The sequence below is a fragment of the Paenibacillus sp. J31P13 genome, from assembly GCF_056269295.1.
This window is the reverse complement of record NZ_JBWDNR010000003.1, coordinates 161,828-185,829: the sequence shown is the minus strand read 5'-3', so window position 1 is coordinate 185,829 and position 24,002 is coordinate 161,828. Positions and strand designations below refer to the sequence as shown.

The window sequence follows — 24,002 nt, the reverse complement described above, 5'->3', positions numbered from 1 at the left end:
GAAACACTAAGTGTCAACACAAGAGGGTATAGACAAACGAGTGCAAATAAGCCAATAAAACAGTACGCCAAGCTCTTTACGAGTCTATCTCCATGCAATCTATTAGTTTCCATTATTAAAATAGACCCTCTCCATCATTTATTTTCTTAGCCGATTTATTTGCTGCAGTAATTAGAATTAATCCCATAAGCGACTGAAACAATCCGATTGCAGTCGAATAAGAAAAGCCCAAAGTACGCATAGACTGGTAAACATAGGTATCAATTACCGTCACCTCGTCAATCAATACCGGGTTATTACCGACAATCCCATAAATCATTCCAAAGTCACCATAAAAGATCCGTCCAACACTCAGTAAGGTTAAGACAATGATAGTCGGTTTTAACATAGGAATCGTTAAGAAAACAATACGCTGCAGTTTATTAGCGCCATCTACTTTTGCTGCTTCATATAGGCTTCCATCAAAGTTAGCCATAGCAGCCATATAAAGAATAGAACTATACCCGCTCCACTTCCAAACACTTGAGAGAATAATGATCCATTTCCAATACTTCGGCTCTGAGTACCATCTGATCGGATCTGCTCCAAAGAATTCTAAAATATTATTGGCAACACCTACATCGGTTGAGAATATCCCGTAAAGTATAGCCCCTACTACAACCCATGATATGAAATATGGAAAAAACATCATGCTTTGAGCTACTCGTCTGAATGATTTATTGCGTATCTCGTTTAAAAATACAGCAATACTGACTGGAACAAGGATGCCTAGTATCAGGCTGAAAAAGTTAATATATAAGGTGTTGTAGGTAACCTTCCACCCCATGCTGTTTTTAGAAAAAAAGTAGGTGAAATTATCCAAGCCGATAAATTTACTGCCAAATATTCCGTCAACGACATTAAAATCGGTAAATGCCATCCATATCCCTGCAAAAGGAATATAGCTGAACATTATTAGCACAATAAGAGCAGGCACGCACATGAGATACAATATTCTGTTTTTCTTTATCTCATATAGAAATCCTTTCACCTTTAAACTCATTACATCACTACCTTTGCATCGTTATCGAGCGACTTTCCTCTACTGTTTCTTGCAGCTCTTTCTTCAACTGGTCAATATCAATCATAGTACCGGTAACTCTTGCCTTTTCAGCCGCAAATGCCATAATGTGACTTTCTACGGACCTGTCTATGGAAGATCTGCTGTCGCTGTTTTGATTTTTCAAATTATCCAAGAAGTCGATCATCAGTCCTGTATCGCCGCCATTATGTCCGCCTGCCATAGCAGCCGGCCGGATGACTGTTTGTTCACATTGTTCAGCCATATTCGATGTAAAACGAGTTACTTCAATAATATTTAAGCTGTCATCACCTCTAATTTCTCCATGCTCGCACATAATTTTAATCGTACGATACATTTTATTTGTAAATCCGCTTAAATTAAATGTTACCGTAACACCATTTTTAAACTCAATAATGCTAGCCTGATTATCACAAACATCATTATCAGATCGATAAACACAGCGTCCGTATGGACTTGTTTCGAGAGCCTTCAATAATCCTTCTTCTGTCTGATCCACAGAGATGGTCGTAGCCGGCCATTGTCCTCTTATTGGGAGGTATGTTTTTCTTGCATCAAATCGGCAATCTGCAGCAACCTTACAGTCTAAGCATCGATCCGCACTGTTTGCTGGCGCATTCTCTTCTTTAAAATAAGTTAGGTCGCCATAAGAAGAAATTCGCTTGGCATCACTGTCTACTAACCATGATAGAATATCCATGTCATGGCAGGACTTCTGCATAATGATAGGGCTCGCCAGGTCGCTTCTTCTCCAATTTCCCCTCACAAAGGAATGAGCCATATGAAAATTTCCGACGTTCTCATTATGCTGAATGGTTATTACCTTACCCAGCTCTTTGCTATCAATGATTTTCTTTAATTCCGCAAAGAAATTGGTATATCGGAGCACATGGCAAACGATCACTTTGCGGCCTTTTTCATTTGCTTTTTGTTGTATTCTTAAACATTCCTCAGGGCTCGGTGAAATGGGCTTTTCCAAAAGAATGTCATAACCAAGGTCAAGCGCCTCCATAGTCTGCGCATAATGGTCTCTGTCCATAGAAGAAATAATAAGAGCATCGCAAATTTTTCCTAATCTATAAAATTCATCTACAGATCGAAATTGTTTCTCTAGAGGAATTTCAAACTGGTCTGATGCAGCCTTTCTTCTGTCATCATTCGGTTCAACTATCGCAACAATTTCTGCATTTTTATGCGCGTACTCTGAGTAAATCATGCCTCTTTGCCCTGCTCCGATTAATGCTAATTTCAAATCAAATACCTCCAGCGCGTATGTTTTTTGTCTAAGCCACTCTCTATTTCTATTCCGGCACTTTTGGGTCTTCCAGTGGATAATATCCTTCCGGATAGTACTTATCCCATATATTCAAAAGTGGATCTTCACTTGTTATTTCGATTTTCACAGTACCCGCCTCATAGTACCCATCCTGTTCCTTGCTCTGTATATTTAAATGAATATAGGATCGGTCTCTGTAAAACAGTGCGAGGCTTAGTGTGTAATTACCCGGCTGTATATCCGGCAATTGTACAATCTCATTATGAACAAGGTCTCCCGTTAACCATGATTCTGTTGGAGCATGCATGGGAAATTCATAAGATAAATCCCCTTGCTGCAATTTCACCCAAAGACTACATTCACGGTAAATCCTAGAGCTCCCTGTATTAACAAACCAGAAACGAAGCGGCAAGCTGCCATGACTTGAAACGGTCTCTGGATAAGTCAGCCTACGTAGGGAAAAGTCATATCCCAGCCCTATCTCCAAATTAGAAAGACTTACATGCCATCGGTATGCCTCGCGTCTAATATTAGGACCGCATACGTTATCGTCCACATGAAGGACAACCGGGTAACCCTTCCATACATGCTGCAGCTTTTGTTTGGCAAATGCTTCGCAGCAAGCAATCCAATTATCCTCACTGCCCTTAACCAGCAAGCCAAATCCACGGCCATGTTCTCTTAAATAATGAATGAGTCTATCATTGTGCAGATCAGCAAGAAGTGTCCGTGATTCAAATGAGTCCATATAGGCATTCCATTCTTCCTTGCCGTCAGCCAGTGTCGATATCACAACGCCCGCAAGGCGACTGTTTGAATCAATATAACTCCCAACTTTTCTTATAAAGGCTGCAAAACAATCATTAGCATGGTCCTTTACCCATAGAGGTACGTCTGGCTTGAGTAGAAGTATAGGATTTATTGCTGTGTGAAGTGCTTCCTGCACCTTTTCGAGTCTATACTCCCCTCTAGTTGGCTCCAGATCTCTCCATGAAAATGAAACATACTGAAACTGTCCATTTCCTGAATGATTTTCATCTCTCGGCAACGGGTTTGGCCGGACTTTTATTGCTTTATACTTCTCATAGTTTTCAAGCGAATATTTACCCATACAATTGCCTCCCCCTATAAATGGCTGTCAACTGTCTTAAGGAATTGATCAATATCCGCAGCTGTTATATATGGCATGCTTCCGATCTTTTCGATTTCTTCCTTCAGAACGATCATGCTTAATGTATTAAATCGGGCCCCAGTCTTCATGTACGCTGCAGCTGCTTTTTGCAAAGAGGTTGTTAATTGATCAGGGTTGCGGACAGGATCTGCCTCCCGATCTCCAAAGGCTTCATAGCGCAGCATGCCGTCCCCTTCAAATGTTGGATAATTATAAAACTGCCTTTGGACTAGAACGATATTGCTTTTTTCATTGTCCAATAGGAGTGATAATCTAGTATCATAAAGCCAGCTTGCGCTCCAGAAGCCTTTTACAGATAACTCCGGATAATATTTGGCATATAATTCGATTGCCATTGTCATTGAATTTTTCAGCCTGTCGGGTGTATAACCGGGTCCAGCTGGAATATGAAGTGCTAAAAGGGTATCCCCTTTCTGAAGAACGGGTTTCCATTCCTTCTTTTCAATTGAAGTTGGTTCTCTTTCAACGAAACCCATTGGATTAATGCGATTAGCCTTGATGGAATCCCCATTTTCTTCCCACACTGAAGTGAAATGTCCTCGAGAATCAAAAACATCATTAATTCCATTCCTTTGACCATCGCTGCGAAACGCTTCTCCCGCATGTTGGAATGCAATTACCTTTTGTGTTTTAACATGACGAAACATGGTGAAGTTATCTCCAAATTGATGGGGTATAAAGAGAAATCTATCTAGTCGAAATATAGAACATGTATAAAAGTTCAAATCCCATGGAAAGTCACGAACATTAGAATCGCCATGAACAGCAATTTTTTCTAATTGAGTTTTTAGAGGCTGATGAGGTATCCTCTCGTAATACTCGCTAGGAATTCCGCGTTTTTCCAACAATTCCATAGAAGGGACAACGCAGGAAAGCAGCAAAAGAAATGAATATAAATCACCATATTGCTTCATACATCCCGGAGTCATATTCGTATAAAAGGCTTCATCACAGCGATTGCGCGCGGTGCACATGTCTTCTACTAAAAATGTGGAGAAAAGAAATAATACTTCATCCTTTTCTATTTCTTCAATTCCGCGAACCAGCAATTGCTGTGTATGTTCAGGGATTTGATATTCTTCAAAAATATCAGATAAAAATTTGCGAGGAATGAATATCGTTTTGTTATCCGGTTCATAGCATTTATATTTTTCTTCTAAGCCTTCAGGTAAATAATCAAAATTGCAGTACGCAACAGACTCTTGAAAATTCAATCTCCTCTTCATTCCTTACTCATCCCTTCTCTATTAATAGTTTTCCCATTTTGTAATAGCCGTCCTTGTTTCCTTCAATCGCAAGCTTTATATTTCCGATCTCTTTCACACCGGTTTCTATGCCAATTTCTAAACGATACTCTCCTTCTGGAACATCGCTCGGTATAGAGAAACTTTCCTCCCAAGCAATATCTTCATCAGGCAGCCATTCTCTTATATCTTCTCTGCTATTAAGCGTATAAGTCCCCTCATTGCCTGTAAGCTTCAATACAAGCGGATAGTGATTATAAATAGGAGCGACTCCTACATTAGCCCACAAAGCAGCAATGTCCAGTTTCCCGCCCGCCTTCACTTCAGAATCATACGTGAACTTTCTTAATTCAAAGCGATACCCCATCTTTTTCAACCATTGCTCCACATTTTCTTTCCAAGGCTCCGGTACAGTCGTTCCTTTACTATTGAAGGAAGAAATATGCCACTTGAGCGTTTCCTGAATGATGTAGTCAATATTCCAGCCCTGAAGATACCAATCATTCATATGCCAGCATGCTTCAAATAAAATCGGAGCTTTCTCCCAAGCATTCTCCATTTTAAAGTTCTGTATATTCTGAGGATAGAAATCAGTCATATGCGACCATTCTTTTCCATGAAAACCGCCCATATCACCTAAGCAGTCTACACGAAAGCCCACCTTGGCCTTTCGATCCGTAATAATTTTCATAGACATCGGGTCATGCAAAAGTGCTTGGAGAGGCGTTATTTTGAATCCATCCAAATAGGCATCTGTAATACACTGAATGGCCTCAGGCTTTAAGAACTCCGTCCCTCCGCCTTCCCCCCATGCTCCTACAATCGTCAAATCGATAGAGCTTATTACGGGATGCCCGTCATACTTTATAGCAAAAGCCTTTATAAAATCAGACCAATAGTCAACATATCGTGTTGTCTGAGGATCTACTCTCCAAAAAGGAAATTCAGGCTCCTCCGGGTTTTCCGCCCGGAACCATCCCGGTATATCATCTTCCTCGCTTAGAGCGTATGGCGAGCAGCGTACCACTGCCGTACAGCCAATGGATTTCGCATAATCCAATTTTTCCTCCAGCACTTCCCACTTGTACTCACCTTTCACGATTTCTATATCCCTCCAGCGCACACTGCAGAAGTATACTTTGCTATCCGGATGATTGTACGTGCAGCTGTCTTCCGTAAACTTGTATTTTTCTTGCTTTTCTCCTCTATTGTCATACACATCGCCGATGTCACCCATTAATCCAGGTGCTGAAATAAAACCAATGCCAGGATTGCTTATTAAGCTATCGATTATTGCAGGGTACACGGTTACTGGTTTATTCATGTCTCATCTTCCCCCAATCAGGTATACACTAAAGTAAACAGCATTTGCATTCTTGTTACGTTATATGTTACGTTATATGTACGGTTTGTTTAGTAATCTTATGGTGCAATTATAACATTTTTAACCAAACCTGCAAGAGAAATTTATAAGAAAATAAAACTGAATTTAAGATGACATAGTCTATCATTCGTATGGTACTATATAGTTTAATAGGTATACATAAGGACAAGAATGCAACAACGTAATTTCTACGCAACAAAACATAAAAAAGCTAATGACGGTTCACAACGTAACATTGCGGTCATTAGCAATAAAGGAGACTATGCATTTTTATGAGTACGATTAGGGATGTTGCTAAATTAGCAAACGTGTCCACGGCCACCGTATCTAGAGTTTTAAACAATGATACGAAATATAAAATTACAGATGAAACTCGCGAAAGAGTCTGGCAGGCTGTTACACAGCTTAACTATAAAATCACCGAAAGCCCTAAGCATCAAGCAGCGACGAAGGATACGTCCGCAAACAAGGCACACATCAAAATAGGGTGTGTATTAAGTGTTACAAAAAATAAATATAATGATCCTTATTTCATGTCTATCTTATCTGGCGTAGAAGAGCGATTGCTTCATGCAGGCTATAATATTTCCTTTATTCGGACTGGACATGAATTAGATGATAAGAAAATATTGTTTAATACATTTAATGAACCCATTACAGGTCTTATCCTAATGGAATCCTTAAATAGTGAAACATACGAGTATGTTCGCAAGCAGGTTCCCCATATTGTTGGCATCGATACAGAACGCTGGGATATTGATAATGTAGGCTATGATCATCACAATGTTGCTACTCTGGCAGTAAGCCATCTTATTGAAAAAGGCCATACTAATATTGGCTATATAGGTGGAAGCGGATTAAGAAGCAACTTAAAAGAAAGCCGGCGCTATCAGGGCTACTATTCCACTATGCATGCTGCCGGAATGTCTGTAAATCCCGATTGGGTCATTGATTGTTTATGGGATGAAGTTGTTTGTACAGAAAAGGTTGATCACTTATGCAAAACCAATCAATTACCTACTGCATTTTTCGCTGCCAGTGATTTGATGGCTATGGCAACACTTAATAGCTTATATAACAATGGCATCTCTGTTCCAGATGAAGTGGCTGTTATGGGTCTATCCAATATTGAAGTATCCAAATACTCCAATCCTCCTCTATCTACAATTGATGTGCCCACTAAGGAAATTGGCATGGTCGCCGTCGACCTTTTATTAGAGCGAATCAATGGAAATACTCTGCTGCCGAAGAAGGTTATTTTACCTACACACCTGGTCATACGCAGTTCAACTTAAACAAAAATCACCTATTCATGCGCCATGAAAAACGAAAGGTTAGACTAATAACGCAAAAGCAGCCTATCCTCTGATGAGGAAGAGCTGCTTTTTGGTACCATGATATCTGAGGCTTCAGATATCATGCATTACAATAATATTTTACAATAGAAAGGAGATTGTCATTATGAAGTGGAGGGTTGTTAAAGATAACAACCGCTACCTAGTTTGCCGAAAAACGTGGCATTCCTCCGAGTGGATGGGAATTGAGAAAAAAGATATTCGTATGATTACAATACGTGATCGCCTTAACTCTGTAGAAGTATATGCAGATTGCTCGACGGTCGAGTTAGCCCGTAAATTACTTGCACTTCGTCTAAAGGTACAACTTAAATGAGCTATGCTCACTTATTTAATGTGCTGTACCTTTAAGGTTAATAACAACTACACCCGCAACAATCAGCACGATACCTAGTACAGTCGTCAGACTCGCTGTTTCTTTCCAAATAACGATACCGATTATAGCGGTAACCACCGTTCCAACACCTGACCATATTGCATAGGCTATCCCCAAAGGAATTTGCTGCAAGGACAGGGATAAGGAATAAAACGCCAAACCAAAACCTACTACTGTCGCGATGCTTGGATAAAGTTTAGTAAATCCTGCCGATGCCTTTAACATCGAGGTGCCAAAAATTTCGCTTGTAATGGCCATTAATAAAAACAAATAGGCTTTCAACTCTATTCCCTACTCTCCATCTTCATTTCTATAAATACCTATCAATAATAGGTCCACCATCTGCTCCAATGCCTTCTCTAACGTCAGTCCAACTCTGTCCGCCACTTGATCATCCATTAATTGATAGAGACCGCCAATATAAACTTGGATAAACAATTCCAAATTAAATGATCGGAGATCACCACTGGCTTCCCCTTCTTTAAGAAGCAATCGAAAGCTATCCCAAGCATGATTCACATAATCATCAACAAGCTTCCATTGTTCTGGATATCGTTGTTTAAGTTCTTGCAAAATCCTTACATCATGAATAACAAAGCTGCGTGGCAGCAAAACCAAAGTCTTTTGCAGTTTTTGCTTCACGGACAGAGAGGCATCATTCATCAATTCAGTCTCGGCTTCTTTCATGTCTTGGATACACTGCTCAATAATGAAGCTGATTAGTTGTTCCTTGGATTCAAAATACTGATAAAAGGTTTTCGTGCTTATTCCTAGCTCGCTAGTTACTTCTCTTATTGAAAACCTCATACCCCGCTTTGTCATCTCACGGATCGCTGCATTTGCAATTCTTTCTTTCATCATTCACACCCGTTCACCGTTTGTTAGCTGTCAGCCTTTTGTATAATAGAACTATTCTTTATTAAGCTTGGTAAGAAAAACAGAGGATAAATCATTAGAAATAAATTTGGTATCCACCAAAACAAATCAAAATCATATCGGAATCCCCAGAATGCAATAGCTTGTAGACCTGAACAAAAGGTCAAGCTTAATGAAATGATACACAGTGATGACCATGATCGGAGCTTTCTTTTGAAGATGTAAATACTCATTAGCCCTGTGAAAGAAATAAGAATATCTAACGGGATAAAAGATAAATTCCATGCCACTAATAATTCATTGCTGTAGTCCTCATAAAGGTACTCTTTAGGCAATACATTTAAACCAATAATGATCCAATAGAGAATGAATCCAATATCTGTAATCAACATTAGTGCTCTTAAACGTCTACTCATCCTATCGCCGCCTCTACAGGAAAACGTATAACACATTTTGTTTTCCTTGTTTTCTATCATACTAAAATCATTTCACTAAATCAATATGAGCTTCATTTAAGTGATTCGTTTTTCATCGTCAATCCATCTATAATTCCGCAGGGATACGATCATAGATAAAACAAAAAAAACGATATCGTCTCCGATTCGTTTTTTGTGTAAAACTCTTTTTATTGCTAGCTTCCACAAGGCAAAGACAAGGAAAAACTCGTTAACATCTAGTCGTATCCTTTTTTTGGTACCAAGGCAGACGCTCTAGCGGCGCTTCAACCTCGCGCTCACACGGCCCCATAACGACTGAGCCGTATTCATCAACCCATTCACCAGGAGGAAAGACGACGTTTCGGCGAACTGCTCCTTGTTGTAAAACAGGTGCTACTAGCATACGTTCTCCCAAAAGAAACTGGTCCGTAACGACTTCATACCCCATGTCTGGATACATATATGCCAGATGACGCATTATAGGTTCCCCCGTCATCCCCGCCTGAATAGCTAAATCCTCGATATACTGGCCCATTTGAACATGCAGCTGCGCCGCTTTCATACATAATGCGGCATGCTCCCGATCCAGGACTCGCCAAGGCGCCGTTGAAAACTGTATCATTGGGAACAGAGCGGCACATTGTGCATATCGCACAAAGAGCTCCTGATCTACTTTGAAGTCTGGTCTAACTAAATCCTCATACTGGCCACCGCCCACCATATCTGGGCAGTTAAACGCGAAGCCAAGAAGCCCTTGAGCCAGTCCATTTGGAATCAGACTCCCCAATCCATCCAAGCCCCAGCTATGGTTCTTATCGCTCAGCCGCTGCACCAGCGGTTGTCCGCCCATTTTCCAACAGGCACGATATTCATTGTACCGGTAATGCAATCCCAGACGTCCCCAGATTTCACTCTGTTCATTCGGTGTAGTGGGTTTGTAGGTTATGTCATCCAGCGCGTAATATTCTGGGTCTCCGGCATCGAGCTTAAAACCGTCTATATGATAGGAATGCATCAATTCGTCGAATTGTTTCCTTATCCATTCATCCGCCTCTGGATTGGTAAGATCGAGAACTGCACTAAATCCGTTCCACCATTCACGAATAGCGGGGCGACCTTTGGAGTCGCGAACCAAACATCCTCTCTTGTTAAGGTAACGATAAACAGGACTGTCTGGACTTATAAATGGGCATACCCAGAGCATGACCGTGAAGCCAAGCTTATGTAGATGCTCTACCATTTTTTTCGGATCTGGAAATCTCTCACGGTCAAAAGATAGCTTCCCGTAATACTCATGCCAATTATCATCAATCATTAATAAACCGGGAGGCAGACCATTTGCGAGAATGGCTTCTGCATAATCGATTACTTTCTGCTGTGAACAATCATACGACATTTCCATCCAAGTATTATACTGCGGAACAGTGAAAAATCTTTTGTCCGGTGAAGTCCCGCTTGGCGGAAAGAACGTAGAGGAAGCATGCAAAAAGGCTTCTCTCAAGTTTTCACCGCCGCGACCCGCTTGGATCAAATCTTTCATTCCGTTTACTCTAAGCTCACCGCTCGCAATCTCGAAACTTAAAGGCTCCTCAGACCATACATAACGACCTTTGTTGGATAGGAGAAGGGGGGCTCCCTGGTTGTATGCCAGATGACCTCCGAGATCCCTTTTCACTTCATGTTCAGCTGAGAATGGCATACGAACGCCATCATTTACAACGCCGCCCCACCAAACTTCATCCGGCAGTATATCCAATATTAGATCCTGTTTCATCATGCCACTTGCTCCTCTCTCTCTTTGATCCAGAAAGCGATGACGCTATTCTTTTACGGACCCTAGTGTTATGCCATTTACAAAATATTTTTGCAGCATTGGATATAAAATCAATAAAGGTATCATGCTGACTAATATTTTGGCCGAATTGACAGTCTGATTTGACAGTTTAGCTATTCTTTCAATCTCATCAACAGTCATATTTGCACTTGAATTATTGAATTGAACCACGATCTGATTTAAATAGGTTTGCAGCGGCTGATTCTCCGGATTGTTCATTAATATTAAGCCGTCGAAGAAGGAATTCCAATGTGCTACGATACTGAATAATGTGACTGTTGCCAGCGCTGGCAAGGATAGGGGGACATATAACTGTATCAACGTACGCCACGGTCCAGCCCCATCAATTTTTGCGGCATCATCCAGTTCTTTTGGAATACCTCGGAAAAAGTTAATCAATATAATGACGTTAAAAACAGGGACCGCACCCGGAAGCACAAGCGCCCAGATTGAATCAAGCAGACCGAGATCACGTATTGTCATATACCAAGGTATCAAACCGCCACCAAACAACATTGTAAATACGACAAACCACATATAATAGTTTCGCGAACGAAATACATTCACTTCACGCGAAAGCGGATAAGCCATTAGAATAGTTAGGATAAATTGAATTGAGCCTCCAAGCAATACTCTCTCCACAGATACCCAGAATGACGTAAAGAACATTTTGTCCTCAATAACCGCACGATAAGCCTCTAAATTTATGCCTTTTGGCCATAAAACGACTGCGCCTGCGGCAACAGCTGATTTATCGCTGAATGAAATGGCGAGGATGTGAATCAGCGGAAACAAACTAAGGGCAGCGATGCCGCATAGAATGACTAGAATGAATCCGTCAATAACCCGATTGAGCGGCCCTTTTCCATAAACCATAGTTGTAATCCTCCAATCCCGCTAAAAAATTCTGTAATTTGCATATTTCGAAGCCAATTTATAAGAAATTGAGATTAAAATTAGACTAACGATTGATTTCAACATACCAACAGCAGTTGCCAATTCGTATTGTGATTCGATTAATCCCATTCGGTAAACATAGGTGTCGATAATATCACCAGACTCATAGACGAGTGTGTTATAGAGATTAAACACTTGCTCGAATCCTGCATTTAATACATTCTGAAGGCTTAATGTCGCAATAAGAATGATTGTTGCTGAAATGCCGGGGAGAGTCACGAATTTAAGCTTTTGCCACCTGGTTGCTCCATCTATTTCTGCTGCTTCATAGAGCACTGGATTAATGCTAGTCAGTGCAGCCAAAAATACGATTGCAGAGAAACCAAATTCTTTCCAGACATCGGTCCCTACAATAATAAAGGGGAACCAGTTGTTGCTGCCGAGAAAAAATATAGAATCCACACCTAGTAATTTAAGACCCTGATTGATGACACCATCCATCGAGAACATTTGTCCGACTATACCGCCGATTAATACCCAAGAAATAAAATGGGGCAAATAAACGATAGTCTGTATAGAGCGCTTCAGAAGCTGAGCACGAAGCTCGTTTAGCAGCAATGCAAAGACCAGTGCTGCCGCCAAATTAGCGATAATTTTCATAACTGCAATATAAATGGTGTTAAAAAACACTTGTCTGCTGTCTGGTATTTCAAGCATGTATTTAAAGTTTTCCAGACCAACCCAATCCGATCCCCAGAATCCCTTAACGGGGCTAAAATCCTGGAATGCAATTACGATACCGAACATGGGGTATATACTGAATATTAGCAAAAGCAATATACCAGGAAAGAGCATCAAATGGTAATGCAGAGATGTTCGTTTAATCATCGTTGAATTCCTCCTTCTTACTCCATGAAAGCAGTTATGGGCCGGTCAAGACCGGCTCCACAGCTGCTTATGGACGGTATTTATTGCACCTGCTTGCGAACTTCCTCCGTAATTTCACGTCCGCCTTGATCATTCCACTCTTTTACAAATTCATCAAAGTAATCCAACGGTTTGTTGCCCAGCACAATTTTCATAAATGCTGTGTCTTCCAATTTCGCTAGGTTAACCCATTTGCGTTCCATTGTTTTGGTCTTGCCATAAAACTCACTGTATACGCGCTTGATGTTCTTCTCAGCCACTAATGGTTGTACACCGATAACACGTGATAACGGTTCACCGTATTTATCATTGTTTTGGCTTAGCCAGTCTTCTCCCTGCTTCCACAATTCTGCTACTTTTGCTGCATCTTCAATTAAATATTCAGCTCCTGCATAGGCTGCTTTGTCCACTGTTTCACCGGCAGCCATCTTCACAACCAGTTCATGCAGCTTTAATACCTCATCAGCTCTCCACAAACCAATATGAATTGGCAGCGCATTGTCATGCACTGGCGGATTTGCATTTTCGTAAGGATTCAGCGATTGTTCTTCATATAGCATCCGTATTTGCCAATTCAGCATTTTTATTGCAGCCTCTGGATTAGAGAAGCCCTTTTTGACAACCAATATATTTCCAACCGGATTTTCTTGCTTTGCATAATACGTGTCATCATCGGAATTTTTGAGTGTATACGCACGCCATTTAGCCGTCGGATCATTCTTGATAGAGTCCGATAGCGGAAACCATCCTGCCCACCATGAGCCAAAGAAAATACCAGCTTTGTTGCTTGCGATAAGCTGCGCTGTTTGGTCCGATTTCATAGCGCCAAATTCTTTGAGGAGTAGCCCCTCTGCATACATATCTCGAAGAATTCCCAATGATTCCTTGGTTTCAGGTGTTGTTGAACCGTATACAACCTCTCCATTGTTATCTTTTGTCCAAATCCCCGGAAAGGATTGATTCATATTGAATACCGCGTCATATGAAAGCATATCCGCTTTAAAGAAATTACTTTGTCCAGGAATACCTACCGTATCGGCTTTCTTGTTGCCATCTGGATCCTGATCGATAAAAGCTTTAGTCACTTTTTTCAATTGTTCCAAGTTGGTCGGCGCTTCTAAATTAAGCTTATCGAGCCAGTCCTGACGTACCCAAACAATGGGAGAGTTATTATCGATGGTTCCCATAGCAGATATACCATATATTTTGTCATCTACTTCAAGCGTTTCCAATGCTTTGCCGCCATCTGTTTCATATAGCCTTTTCAAGCCGTCTGAAGCATATTTCTTGTATACATTTGTCAAATCTTCAATCATGCCATTCTTGGTCAATTCTAAATACTCGTCTAGTCCAACAATGAACATATCCGGGATGTCATTACTAGCAATAGACAGCTTCACTTTCTGAGTGTAGGCATCCCCGCCTTTTACAGTCCACAGATAATTCAAATCAACTTGCAATTTGTCTTCCAGCAAGCGAGTCCATTCATTATCGTTGATAGAATCTCCGGCTGGAAGATTCAGATCGATACTTCCCTCGCTTTTCGCCATATTAATGGTTACTTTTTTGGGAAGCTGCTCGAAAGGATCTGCCGCGGATTCAGCGTTGTTGTCTTCTTTCTTCCCGCCTTCATTTATTCCGGTCTCACTGGAACATGCGCTAGTGAATATCAACATGAGAGACATAAACAGTAGTACTGCTGTTTTTTTCAATTTAAGAAACCCCTTTCATAATTAAAAAGTATATTCTCTAGCCGTTTTTCACATTATAGCACCGCTTGCTCTGAGGACGAGAAAGTCAAATGTCCTCATTATCTGCGGTTTTTGTGTTTAAATAACGCTAATAAAAAAAACGAAAAGGACAATTAACACACCTTTGAAAGACCATTTTCCACCATAAGGGTATTAAAAAAAACGAAGCCGCCGGTTATAATACCAGCACTTCGTTTTATTCATAATAGGTTTTTTCATTATCGCATGCTTGAGCGATACTGGCTTGGCAGAAAGCCTGTCCGCTCACGAAAAAGCTTGCTGAAATACTTTTCGTCCTGGAACCCCACCAGTTCAGCTATACGATAGACGGGATAATTCGTTTCCATTAGCAGTGCTTTAGCACGGTTTAATCCAACGTTCTGAATATATGTAGAAAATGAAACACCCACTACATCTTTAAAGCATTTGCTGAAATAGCTGCGGCTCATATTTACATGCAAGCACAGCTCTGATTGCGGCGGTTGCTTGCCTTCACACTGATGAATATAATCTAATGCAATTAATATCTGCATAATAACTTCTTCTGTATAGTTGGTCCGTATTAGTCGGCTAACTGCTGCTTTACGAATATCACTCATCCACTGAGAAGCTTGTTTCCAATGCTCATCTTTACCCATAGATTTCTCTTCAAAAATATCAGCATAAACCGGTAGACACTGTGCCCAGTATGTACTGGATTCTTTCAGTATTGCTGCATAATTTCCAGATTTTCTATGCTCCATTACACTAATCATTCGTGTGAACAAGCTATCATCCAACAGCCATTTCACCTGAAACCATAGCTCCTTCATGTCTTCACTGGAGGTTGATGCCTCTGCTTGCGTAATCGCCTCGGGTCTATCGCTTTGGGCTTCGCCCATACGTAATACAATTCGCTGCAAGGCTTGTTCCATCACATCTATCTCTAGTTGCGTCTTCACTAAATAATCCACTGCTCCAAAACGGAGCGCCTTCTGTACGTACTCAAATTCCTGGTGACAAGTGAGAATAACCGTTGAAATGTCAGGATAGAGCGTACCCACCCTATTAACTAGATCCAAGCCATTCATCCCTGGCATTGAGATATCGACGAACATTAGGTCAAAGGTTTCCTTTTCAAGCAGTTTGAGTGCTTCCTCAGCATTCCTGGCTTCACCAGTCACTTCGATCGAGAACTTATCCCATGGCATCGTCATTTTTAATCCGACACGTACTAAATGTTCATCATCTACGATCATTGCTCTTATCATCAAATGACACTCCTTCCATTTTAAGAGGTAATATCATCGAAACAATCGTTCCCTTGCCTTCTACACTTTCCATTTTGAATTTAGCCTGCTCCTTATAGTAAACATCCAGCAGTTTGACGACGTATTTCAACCCAATACCAAGTCCCGTCTTCTGTTCCTCATTTCCCTTATCCGTTAATAAGTGCTGCAATTGTTCCTGATTCATACCCGCCCCATTATCAGACACACACATTTCAAACTGATTTTCATTTATCCTACGAATTGTAACCGATATTTTTCCTTTATCATCAGGAAGCCCGTGATACAAAGCATTCTCCACCAAAGGTTGCAAAATGAAACGAGGTATAGGCACGTCCATTAAGTCAGGATCAGCATCCACCTCTACCTGAAATATATAATTATAACGAATATTTTGCAGTTCAATATAATTAGAGAGCGCCTCCACTTCCTGACCCATTCGAACGATAATATTCTGCTTGCCCAAATTGTAATGCAGTACACGGGTAAAAATAGAGACAAGCCGGTCAATTTGCGGTTGCCGATGAATTCTCGCCAACCATTGAACGGTGTTCAGTGTATTATGTAGAAAGTGAGGATTGATCTGAACTAAAAGTTTCTCAACCTCCATTTCGCCTCTACGCTTCTCCTCATGCTTAATCTCTCCGATCAATTCAATCAGCCTGTTACGCATATCGTAGAACCTATCCAAGAGAATATCGAATTCATCCAAACCGGTCTGAACAGTCAGAGAATCTGTCGGTTGTTGGCCGGTAAACAATCGCACTTCTTTCGTTATGATTTGAAGCGGTCGATACACCATTCGCCAGATGACAAAAGCGAAAATAAGACCAATACTGAGCGATAACACCGAAATATATGTATATTGCCGCCACCACTTTGTTGTTTCAGCTTCATATTCCAGCTTAGACACGGCCATTACAAGCGTCCATCCATAACGACTCGAAGATTCATACATTTGAAAATTTCCATCCAAGTTCAGTTTAATAATGTCTGATAACCCTGTACCTTTCGGGGCCAACTCTGTATCATCGCTATAAGCTATTTTACCGCTGGGATCGACAAGGAAGTATAGCGCTTTCATACCGAGTTGACTAGGAGAAAGTATATCTTTAAGATTATCAGCTCTAGTCTCGACATATACGTAATAAGTGGGCTCATCATCGCTTGCCTCTCGCATTATAGAGAACACAAGCCGATTTTCAGCCCCCTTGGCCAGCGATGGGTGCGGACCATAAAAAGATATGCGGTTAGCCTGATAGAATAATGGCAATGCCTCAAGATTCAGATCTTTCGTAATAGGCAAGTTTTCAAACCGAAACTCAACCTCTCTGCCCGGAAAATAATAAAATAATTGTCCCAAGTTAGGGTTGGATAAACTAATAAGATTCATAGATTTTGTAATATCTTTAAAAAGTACAGCTCGATCGTAAGGGGTATCTGCCTGAAAGAAGTCGTACACATCCTGCCCGGTGCCGCTGTCAATGGTAAGCATTTGGGATGCGTCACTCAAGTTATTTAGTATTCTTTCAAGCGCTTCCCTCTCTAGTTTGACACTACTCGATAAATCCTCATCAATTTTGGTAGTTTGGACCACCGACATCCATTGAAAGGATATATATCCAATCAAGATGACAGGAACTAAGACAATGAACACCAGAAGAATACTGAGTCGTCCCCGCAAGGTTTTAGGTAAAAAACGTTTAGGGATTAACTTAATATTGCCGAATTGCAACATGAAACGTTCTCTCCTTAGCTTCTATTAAGTCTCTTTCACATTAATTAACAATACGTCGATGTGTATCATTATGGCAAGCTTGCAGCACCATCTATCTTAATAAAGGTGAATCTATTTCTCTACTTTACTGATCATATAATGGCCCAAAAATTAAAAAGAGAGTACCGTATAGGATACTCTCTTTCATTTAGGCTAGATTGATATTGATATTTATAAGGGTGGATTCTCTCTGTATTATCCTGAGAGTCGCGTATTTCTATACAGCTCGGTGCTATACTCTCTCTCCCTCTCCAGCTGCCACATTCGTGAGTACATGCCTTTGTGTGCCAGCAATTCCTCATGTAAACCACGTTCGCAGACAACACCGTTATGGAGAACGATAATTTCATCCATTTGCTCAAGGCCGGATAATCGATGTGTAATCCATAGAACAGCCTTTTCTTGAAGCATCGGTGCTATATTAATATGAAATGCCTGCTCCGTCAAAGGATCTAGTCCGGTTGCTGGTTCATCGAATAAGATTGCAGGTGCCTTACGCACCAACGCCCTTGCCAAAGCAATTCGCTGACGTTCGCCTCCAGAGAGCTTCGCTCCCCATTCACCAATAATCGTATCATAGCCATTTGGCAGCCGCATAATGGTCTCATCTATTTCAGCAAGCTGTGCAGCTGCACGCAAATCGTCCAAGGTTGCTTCAGCTCGGCCTAGTCTTAGATTGTCGGCAACTGTAGCATTAAACAATTGTACATGTTGGGAGACGACCGCGAATTGAGATCGTACGGATTCCTCCGACAATTGGCTGAGCTCCGTCCCATTAATGGTAATAGAACCAGCTTGATAAGCCCTTAGTTTAAGCATTGCTTGCAGAAGCGTACTTTTTCCCGACCCGCTCTCACCCACGACAGCGATTTGCCTTCCCTGTGCTAATGATAACGTAACATCACGTACAGCAGCAGGCTCATCTGGGGCATACTGCAGGGCAAGCCCTTTTACAGCCGCACTCCAATGCGCTGGACGCTCTTCAACACTACGCAACCCAGATGACTCATACTCTGTTTCTGCCCTATTCTCCTCCAAGCTAAACAATCTCTCGCCGGAAGCAAGGGTCTGGCCAAATTGCTGAAAAGCAAGCGGCAGTGGCGATACTGCCTCAAAGCAAGCTAGCGATATCAATACTAGCGCTGGAATAACAGCTCCGCTAATGGAGCCAGACGTTACTAGCGGAATAGCCATAATGAGAATGACCCACATCGCTAGATGGGAAAGACCTGTCATGGTTCCACCTGCTATAGCAGCAATTCTGTTCTGACTCTGCTGAGATACATTTAACCTCGATTGAATATGCCCAATACGCTTTTGCATCGTTTCTATCTCACCGAAGTTAATTAGTATGGCTAATCCACCGAGCATATCGGATGTTTCTTCATACATATTGGAACGCGCCTCGACCAATGCTTCTCCGCGGCTCCTGCCAAGTCTATGACTGATCCAAGGAACGACAAGCCCGGAAAGAAGCATCATGCCCGCAAGCAGCAAACCAAGCTCCAACTGCTGTCTAGCCATCAGAACAAAACCAAGAATGATTGTTAGTACGAAAATAATAGACGGAGCAACTATTCGCAAATAAAAGTTTTGCAGTTGATCTACATCACTGATAACCGAACCCAGTACATCTCCGCTTCGTTTATTCTCAAACAGCCGTACTCCTTTCGGCTCTAGCTTTCCATACAGCCAGACACGCATACGGTGAAGGATACGGAAGGTCAGATCATGAGAGGCAAGACGTTCCAAATAACGAAGCACACCTCTAGAGATTCCAAAGAATCTGACACCAACAATCGGAATATAGAGCAGTAATACGTTTTCTGGACGCAGCGCAGCCTGAGCAATTAAATGCCCTGAAGTGCCCATCAATCCGACATTTGCGGCTACCGTTGCAAAGCCGAGCATAAGGGCAAGAAGCGCTCTCCACTTATAAGGTGCGATGAGACCCATGAGCCGCATGAGGGTTTTCAGTTGGCCGTTGCCTGCTTTTTCTTTCGTTGTCTCCAACTTTGGCTTGTTCTGTCCCGTCTGTTCCTTCAAAAAAATGACTTCTCGCTCCTCCTGAGACAATGGAAGCATACGAGGCTCGTTCATCTTGTCTCGGTTGTAAGCTGCAATCATTTCTGCGAAAAGTCCTCCCGCAGCAATCAGCTCACCAGGGGAGCCTATCTCAACCACTCGACCTTTCCTCAGCATAATAATTCGATCCGCTTGATGTACCGTTTCTAGTCGATGCGCAACCGTTACGGACAAACGTCCTTGCAGCCATGTATGAAGAGCGTCACTCACACCACGCTGATGAATGCTATCCAGCCCAGAGGTCGGTTCATCAAGTAGAACTAGACTCGCATCACGCAGCATCGTTCTTGCAATCGCAATACGCTGTGCCTGCCCGCCCGACAAACGAACAGCTTCACCAAGCGAAGTATTGTAGCCATGTGGCAGAGCTTTAATAAAAGCACCTGCTTGCGCTCTATGAGCAGCGACTGCAATTTGCTCATCTGTTGCTTCTGGTCGGCTTAATCGAATATTATCCTTAACCGTCCCATGGAAGAGATGAATATGCTGTGAAAGCACAGATTGCTCTTTTCTCCACCAACTCATAGATAGCTGCGACATCTCAATACCATCTATTAAAATACGGCCTTCCGTTGGTTTAACAAAACCCTGAAGCAAATCCAGCAGTGTGCTCTTGCCAGACCCGGTAGGTCCGGCAACTGCGATTCTCTCGCCCGGCTCTAAGGTGAGCCATAGATTGGATAGGGCGAAACGCTCCTCTCCAGCATAGCGAACACTGACACCTTCAAATACAATACGATAACCATTTGGTCGATGCGGAAGGGTTTGGGCACCTTCACATTCCGTCCACCCGCTTGGCTCCGTATTTAGAATGTCGAATATACGGCTTGCCGCCGTTACACCATTCATGCCTGCGTGAAATTGGGTGCCTAACGCTCTAACAGGGGCATAAAACTCCGGTGTAAGAAGCAGCACTAGAAATGCCTGCTCGAACCCTATCTCTCCTTCAACTAACCTCAGACCAAGAAAAACTGCAATAATAGCCGTACTAAGTGTAGCAAACAGCTCCATCGCAAACGCAGACATGAAAGCAAGTCTCAAGGTTCCCATCGTAGAACGGCGATGCTCCTCACTAATTCTTCCGATTATGTCCAACTGCGCACGGCTGCGATTGAAAATTTTTAAGGTTGTCAATCCACGCAGCACCTCATGGAAATGACCGCCAAGGCGACCGAGCATTTGAAACTGTCGATCCGTCTTCGCTTTAGCCGCTTTTCCAATTAGAATCATAAACACCACTAGGAGCGGCAGCGTTACAATATATACAACGGCAGAGATCCAGTCCGTACCTGCTACAACGAAGAATACAGCCATAGGGACAAACATAGATAGGGCCATTTGCGGCAAATACTTAGCTAAATAGTTTTCCAACTGCTCGACGCCTTCGTAAACCGTTCCAAGCAGCTCACCGCTCTGCTCGCCTTTTGCATACTGGGGACCAAGATCTCCAAGCTTTCGGACGAGTCGGAGACGAAGATCACTCTTAATGCCTTGCGCCATTTGAGCCGATGCATAGTCGCTTGCCATTTGAAGCAGCCCGCGGATGGCAATAATACCGAGCAGCATATACAGTGCAGGCATAAGAGCAGATAGACTGCTTCCGCGCAGAAAGGCACCATCTACAACCCCGGCAAGATACAGGGCCTCCGCTATTAGCAGCAAGCCGCCCACCGAACCAAAAATGATACTTGCAGCAAACAGCTTGCGGCTTCCAGGAACTTGTTGGAATAATTTTTTTATCATAGCGTTGCCCTTAATAATCCAAATGATCGTTCATACTGACCCGTTTGCGGAATATCCAATAATTCCATGCTTGATAGGCAATAACAATCGGTACCATGGTAAGAGCGACGACGGTCATCACTTTCAGTGTATAGGCATTGGATGCTGCATTATAAATCGTCAGCGACCATTCCGGGTTTAACGACGAGATCATTACATTCGGGTAAAGACACATAAACACAGTAATGGTGGATAGTGTAATGGTTGCGCCTGTCATAATAAATGCCCAGCCATCACGTCCTGCCTTAAGGAAGAAGTGAACAGACAGTAAAGCAAAGCCTGCCAAAATAGGTACAGAACCCGGATTAATACCTTTACCTGTGAACATATCCGTCTCAAAATAACTTAGCACAACGAAGATAAGCAGCACTGCGCTCGTTATTGGACCGATTTTCAAAGCTAAATTCCGTGCTCTCTCACGCAGCTCTCCTTCTGTTTTTAAGGAGAGGAACAATGCGCCATGCAGAAGGAATAGAAGGACAATGCTTACACCTGCCATTACTGAGTAAAATGAGATCAAATCCCAGAATGAACCGATATAGTTCATATTCTCATCAATGGGCACGCCTCTCATCAGGTTCGCCAGTGCGACACCCCAAAGCAGCGGGGGCAGTAAGCTTCCAGAGAATATGATCCAATCCCAAGTGGTACGCCACTTTGGATTCTCCAGCTTGCTCCGAAATTCGAAAGAAACCCCTCGGCCGATCAGTGCTATGAGCATGAGGAACAGCGCCATATAAAATCCGCTGAACAGCGTCGCATACCAGTTTGGAAAGGCCGCGAACATAGCGCCTCCCGCTGTAATTAGCCATACTTCATTTCCGTCCCAGAAGGGACCAATTGTATTTATAAGCACTCTTCGCTGCGTATCTGTTTTGCCTAGGAACGGCGTCAGCATGCCGACGCCGAAATCAAAGCCTTCCAGAAAGAAAAATCCAACGAACAGCGTTGCGATTAAATAAAACCACAAGGATTCCAGCATAGCCCTTGCCTCCCGCATTTAAATTCGGCGTCAAATCGCCGTGGTATGAATCTTCTCGTTATTCAGCATTCCGTGCGTATTATGATCATCGGTTTCTATGCCTTTACGCGTATAATGGACGACTAAATAGATAAAGATTGCCGCCAAAATGCCGTAAATGACAGTAAAGCCGATTAAACTCGTCGCTACCATACCGGATGAAACCAGCGGTGATACTCCGCTTTCTGTCTTTTGCAGACCAAATACAATCCATGGCTGCCGCCCAACCTCAGTCATAATCCAACCTGACGAATTCGCGATAAAAGGGAGAGCCATAGCAAAGGTCATGAGCCTTAAGAAGATACGATAATTCTCCAAACGCTTGCGAATCATTGCCCACGTACCAAACATAGCTAGAAAAATCATAAGCATTCCTGATCCTACCATGATCCGGAAGCTCCAGAATGTTGTCCGTACCGGCGGAATATAATTGCCTGGACCATACTTTTGCTCATATTCTGCCTGAAGCTCCAGTATGCCAGGCACGCTGCCGGTAAGCTTGTTGTAGCTCAATATACTTAACGCATAAGGAATCTCGATTTGAAATCCGTTTTTTTGCGCTTCTGGATCAATGGAGGCAATGACTGTCCATGGTGCACTTTCTCCGCTCGTATTCCAAAGTGCTTCAGCAGCAGCCATTTTCATAGGCTGAGAGGACATGAGATGCTGCGATTGCGTATGTCCAGCTGTAGCTGTTAGAATACTGGAAATAAGCGCAACTACGATACCAATTGAGAAGGATGTTTTAAACAAGTCTACCTGCTGCTTACGAATAATCTTATAAGCACTAATTCCTGTCACAAACAGTGCTCCAGTTGCAAGTGCGCCGTAGATAACATGCGGGAACTCTACCCAAAGCTGCTTATTGCCAAGCAAGGCAAAGAAATTAGTCATCTCCGCGCGTCCATTCACAATCTCATACCCGACTGGTTCTTGCATGAACGAGTTGGCACTTAAAATCCATAATGCCGAAAGCGTTGCTGCAATCGCTACTAGCCAAATGGATGCCAGATGCACCTTTTTGGAAAGGCGATCCCAACCAAATATCCAAATACCGAGGAACGTAGATTCCAAGAAAAAGGATACTAATGCTTCAACAGCAAGCGGGCCTCCAAATACTGCTCCTACGAAGCGAGAATAGTCTGCCCAGTTCATGCCAAACTGGAACTCCTGCATAATGCCTGTGACGACACCCACTGCAAAATTCAGCAGAAAAATTTTACCCCAAAACTTTGCCAATTGCTTGTACTTCTCATCATTCTTCGTTACGTACATCGTCTGCATAAAAGCGATCAAGTAGGCTAATCCGACCGACAACGGTACGAATAGAAAATGATATACGGTTGTAATACCAAACTGCCATCTAGCTAAATCTAATGCTTCCACAATAACAGCTCCCTTCATTCGGATTAAGTATAAATCCTTGTTTGGCCGTTTAC

The 24,002-nt window shown here is 42.3% G+C and carries 19 protein-coding genes; 2 read left to right on the top strand and 17 right to left on the bottom strand.

The window, feature by feature from the left end; genetic code table 11:
* Positions 1–115: 115 nt before the first annotated feature.
* The 5 genes from AC0YOD_RS11785 to AC0YOD_RS11765 are packed head-to-tail and all read right to left on the bottom strand — an operon-like array spanning position 116 to position 6,117.
* Complete coding sequence (locus AC0YOD_RS11785) at positions 116–1,042, bottom strand: ABC transporter permease (protein ID WP_475799494.1); 927 nt, start codon at positions 1,040–1,042, stop codon at positions 116–118.
* A 7-nt stretch (positions 1,043–1,049) separates the two neighbouring features.
* Positions 1,050–2,333: a Gfo/Idh/MocA family protein gene (locus AC0YOD_RS11780; protein WP_475799493.1), complete on the bottom strand. Its 1,284-nt coding sequence runs from the start codon at positions 2,331–2,333 to the stop codon at positions 1,050–1,052.
* A gap of 49 nt (positions 2,334–2,382) precedes the next feature.
* The gene (locus AC0YOD_RS11775; protein ID WP_475799492.1) at positions 2,383–3,468 is read right to left on the bottom strand and encodes a DUF4832 domain-containing protein; all 1,086 of its coding nucleotides are present in this window, start codon (positions 3,466–3,468) and stop codon (positions 2,383–2,385) included.
* 14 nt (positions 3,469–3,482) lie between these two features.
* Positions 3,483–4,775, bottom strand: coding sequence for an acyltransferase domain-containing protein (locus AC0YOD_RS11770; protein WP_475799491.1), 1,293 nt, complete (start codon positions 4,773–4,775; stop codon positions 3,483–3,485).
* 7 nt (positions 4,776–4,782) lie between these two features.
* Entirely contained in the window at positions 4,783–6,117 is a 1,335-nt protein-coding gene (locus tag AC0YOD_RS11765; RefSeq protein ID WP_475799490.1) for a DUF4832 domain-containing protein, read from the bottom strand.
* A 332-nt stretch (positions 6,118–6,449) separates the two neighbouring features.
* Here AC0YOD_RS11765 and AC0YOD_RS11760 point away from each other — a divergent pair, with 332 nt between their 5' ends.
* Both AC0YOD_RS11760 and AC0YOD_RS11755 read left to right on the top strand, forming a co-directional pair.
* Entirely contained in the window at positions 6,450–7,472 is a 1,023-nt protein-coding gene (locus AC0YOD_RS11760; RefSeq protein ID WP_475799489.1) for a LacI family DNA-binding transcriptional regulator, read from the top strand.
* Between the two features lie 166 nt (positions 7,473–7,638).
* Positions 7,639–7,848 carry a hypothetical protein gene (locus tag AC0YOD_RS11755; protein ID WP_475799488.1) on the top strand — a complete coding sequence of 70 codons (210 nt, stop codon included), beginning with the start codon at positions 7,639–7,641 and terminating at the stop codon, positions 7,846–7,848.
* A gap of 15 nt (positions 7,849–7,863) precedes the next feature.
* Here the strand turns inward: AC0YOD_RS11755 and AC0YOD_RS11750 are convergent, their stop codons facing one another.
* The 12 genes from AC0YOD_RS11750 to AC0YOD_RS11695 form a co-directional block, all read right to left on the bottom strand.
* On the bottom strand, positions 7,864–8,190 hold the full coding sequence (locus AC0YOD_RS11750; protein WP_475799487.1) for a DMT family transporter: 327 nt from the start codon (positions 8,188–8,190) through the stop codon (positions 7,864–7,866).
* Between the two features lie 9 nt (positions 8,191–8,199).
* A complete protein-coding gene (locus AC0YOD_RS11745) occupies positions 8,200–8,766 on the bottom strand; it encodes a TetR/AcrR family transcriptional regulator (protein ID WP_475799486.1) in 567 nt (188 codons plus the stop codon).
* Positions 8,767–8,789: 23 nt separating this feature from the next.
* Positions 8,790–9,200, bottom strand: coding sequence for a YvaD family protein (locus tag AC0YOD_RS11740; protein ID WP_475799485.1), 411 nt, complete (start codon positions 9,198–9,200; stop codon positions 8,790–8,792).
* 250 nt (positions 9,201–9,450) lie between these two features.
* On the bottom strand, positions 9,451–10,998 hold the full coding sequence (locus AC0YOD_RS11735) for a glycoside hydrolase family 31 protein (RefSeq protein WP_475799484.1): 1,548 nt from the start codon (positions 10,996–10,998) through the stop codon (positions 9,451–9,453).
* Between the two features lie 42 nt (positions 10,999–11,040).
* Positions 11,041–11,931 (bottom strand): carbohydrate ABC transporter permease, encoded by an 891-nt coding sequence (locus tag AC0YOD_RS11730; protein ID WP_475799483.1) that lies wholly within the window; start codon positions 11,929–11,931, stop codon positions 11,041–11,043.
* Positions 11,932–11,952: 21 nt separating this feature from the next.
* Positions 11,953–12,840: an ABC transporter permease gene (locus tag AC0YOD_RS11725; RefSeq protein ID WP_475799482.1), complete on the bottom strand. Its 888-nt coding sequence runs from the start codon at positions 12,838–12,840 to the stop codon at positions 11,953–11,955.
* Positions 12,841–12,920: 80 nt separating this feature from the next.
* Entirely contained in the window at positions 12,921–14,591 is a 1,671-nt protein-coding gene (locus AC0YOD_RS11720; RefSeq protein WP_475799481.1) for a type 2 periplasmic-binding domain-containing protein, read from the bottom strand.
* A 257-nt stretch (positions 14,592–14,848) separates the two neighbouring features.
* Complete coding sequence (locus tag AC0YOD_RS11715; protein ID WP_475799480.1) at positions 14,849–15,880, bottom strand: response regulator transcription factor; 1,032 nt, start codon at positions 15,878–15,880, stop codon at positions 14,849–14,851.
* Complete coding sequence (locus tag AC0YOD_RS11710) at positions 15,855–17,411, bottom strand: sensor histidine kinase (RefSeq protein WP_475799479.1); 1,557 nt, start codon at positions 17,409–17,411, stop codon at positions 15,855–15,857. Before AC0YOD_RS11710 ends, AC0YOD_RS11715 begins: the two co-directional genes overlap by 26 nt.
* Before the next feature lie 459 nt (positions 17,412–17,870).
* On the bottom strand, positions 17,871–21,503 hold the full coding sequence (gene cydD / locus AC0YOD_RS11705) for a thiol reductant ABC exporter subunit CydD (RefSeq protein ID WP_475799478.1): 3,633 nt from the start codon (positions 21,501–21,503) through the stop codon (positions 17,871–17,873).
* 10 nt (positions 21,504–21,513) lie between these two features.
* Positions 21,514–22,524 carry a cytochrome d ubiquinol oxidase subunit II gene (gene cydB / locus AC0YOD_RS11700; protein ID WP_475799477.1) on the bottom strand — a complete coding sequence of 337 codons (1,011 nt, stop codon included), beginning with the start codon at positions 22,522–22,524 and terminating at the stop codon, positions 21,514–21,516.
* A gap of 30 nt (positions 22,525–22,554) precedes the next feature.
* The gene (locus AC0YOD_RS11695) at positions 22,555–23,949 is read right to left on the bottom strand and encodes a cytochrome ubiquinol oxidase subunit I (protein WP_475799476.1); all 1,395 of its coding nucleotides are present in this window, start codon (positions 23,947–23,949) and stop codon (positions 22,555–22,557) included.
* Between the last annotated feature and the right edge of the window lie 53 nt (positions 23,950–24,002).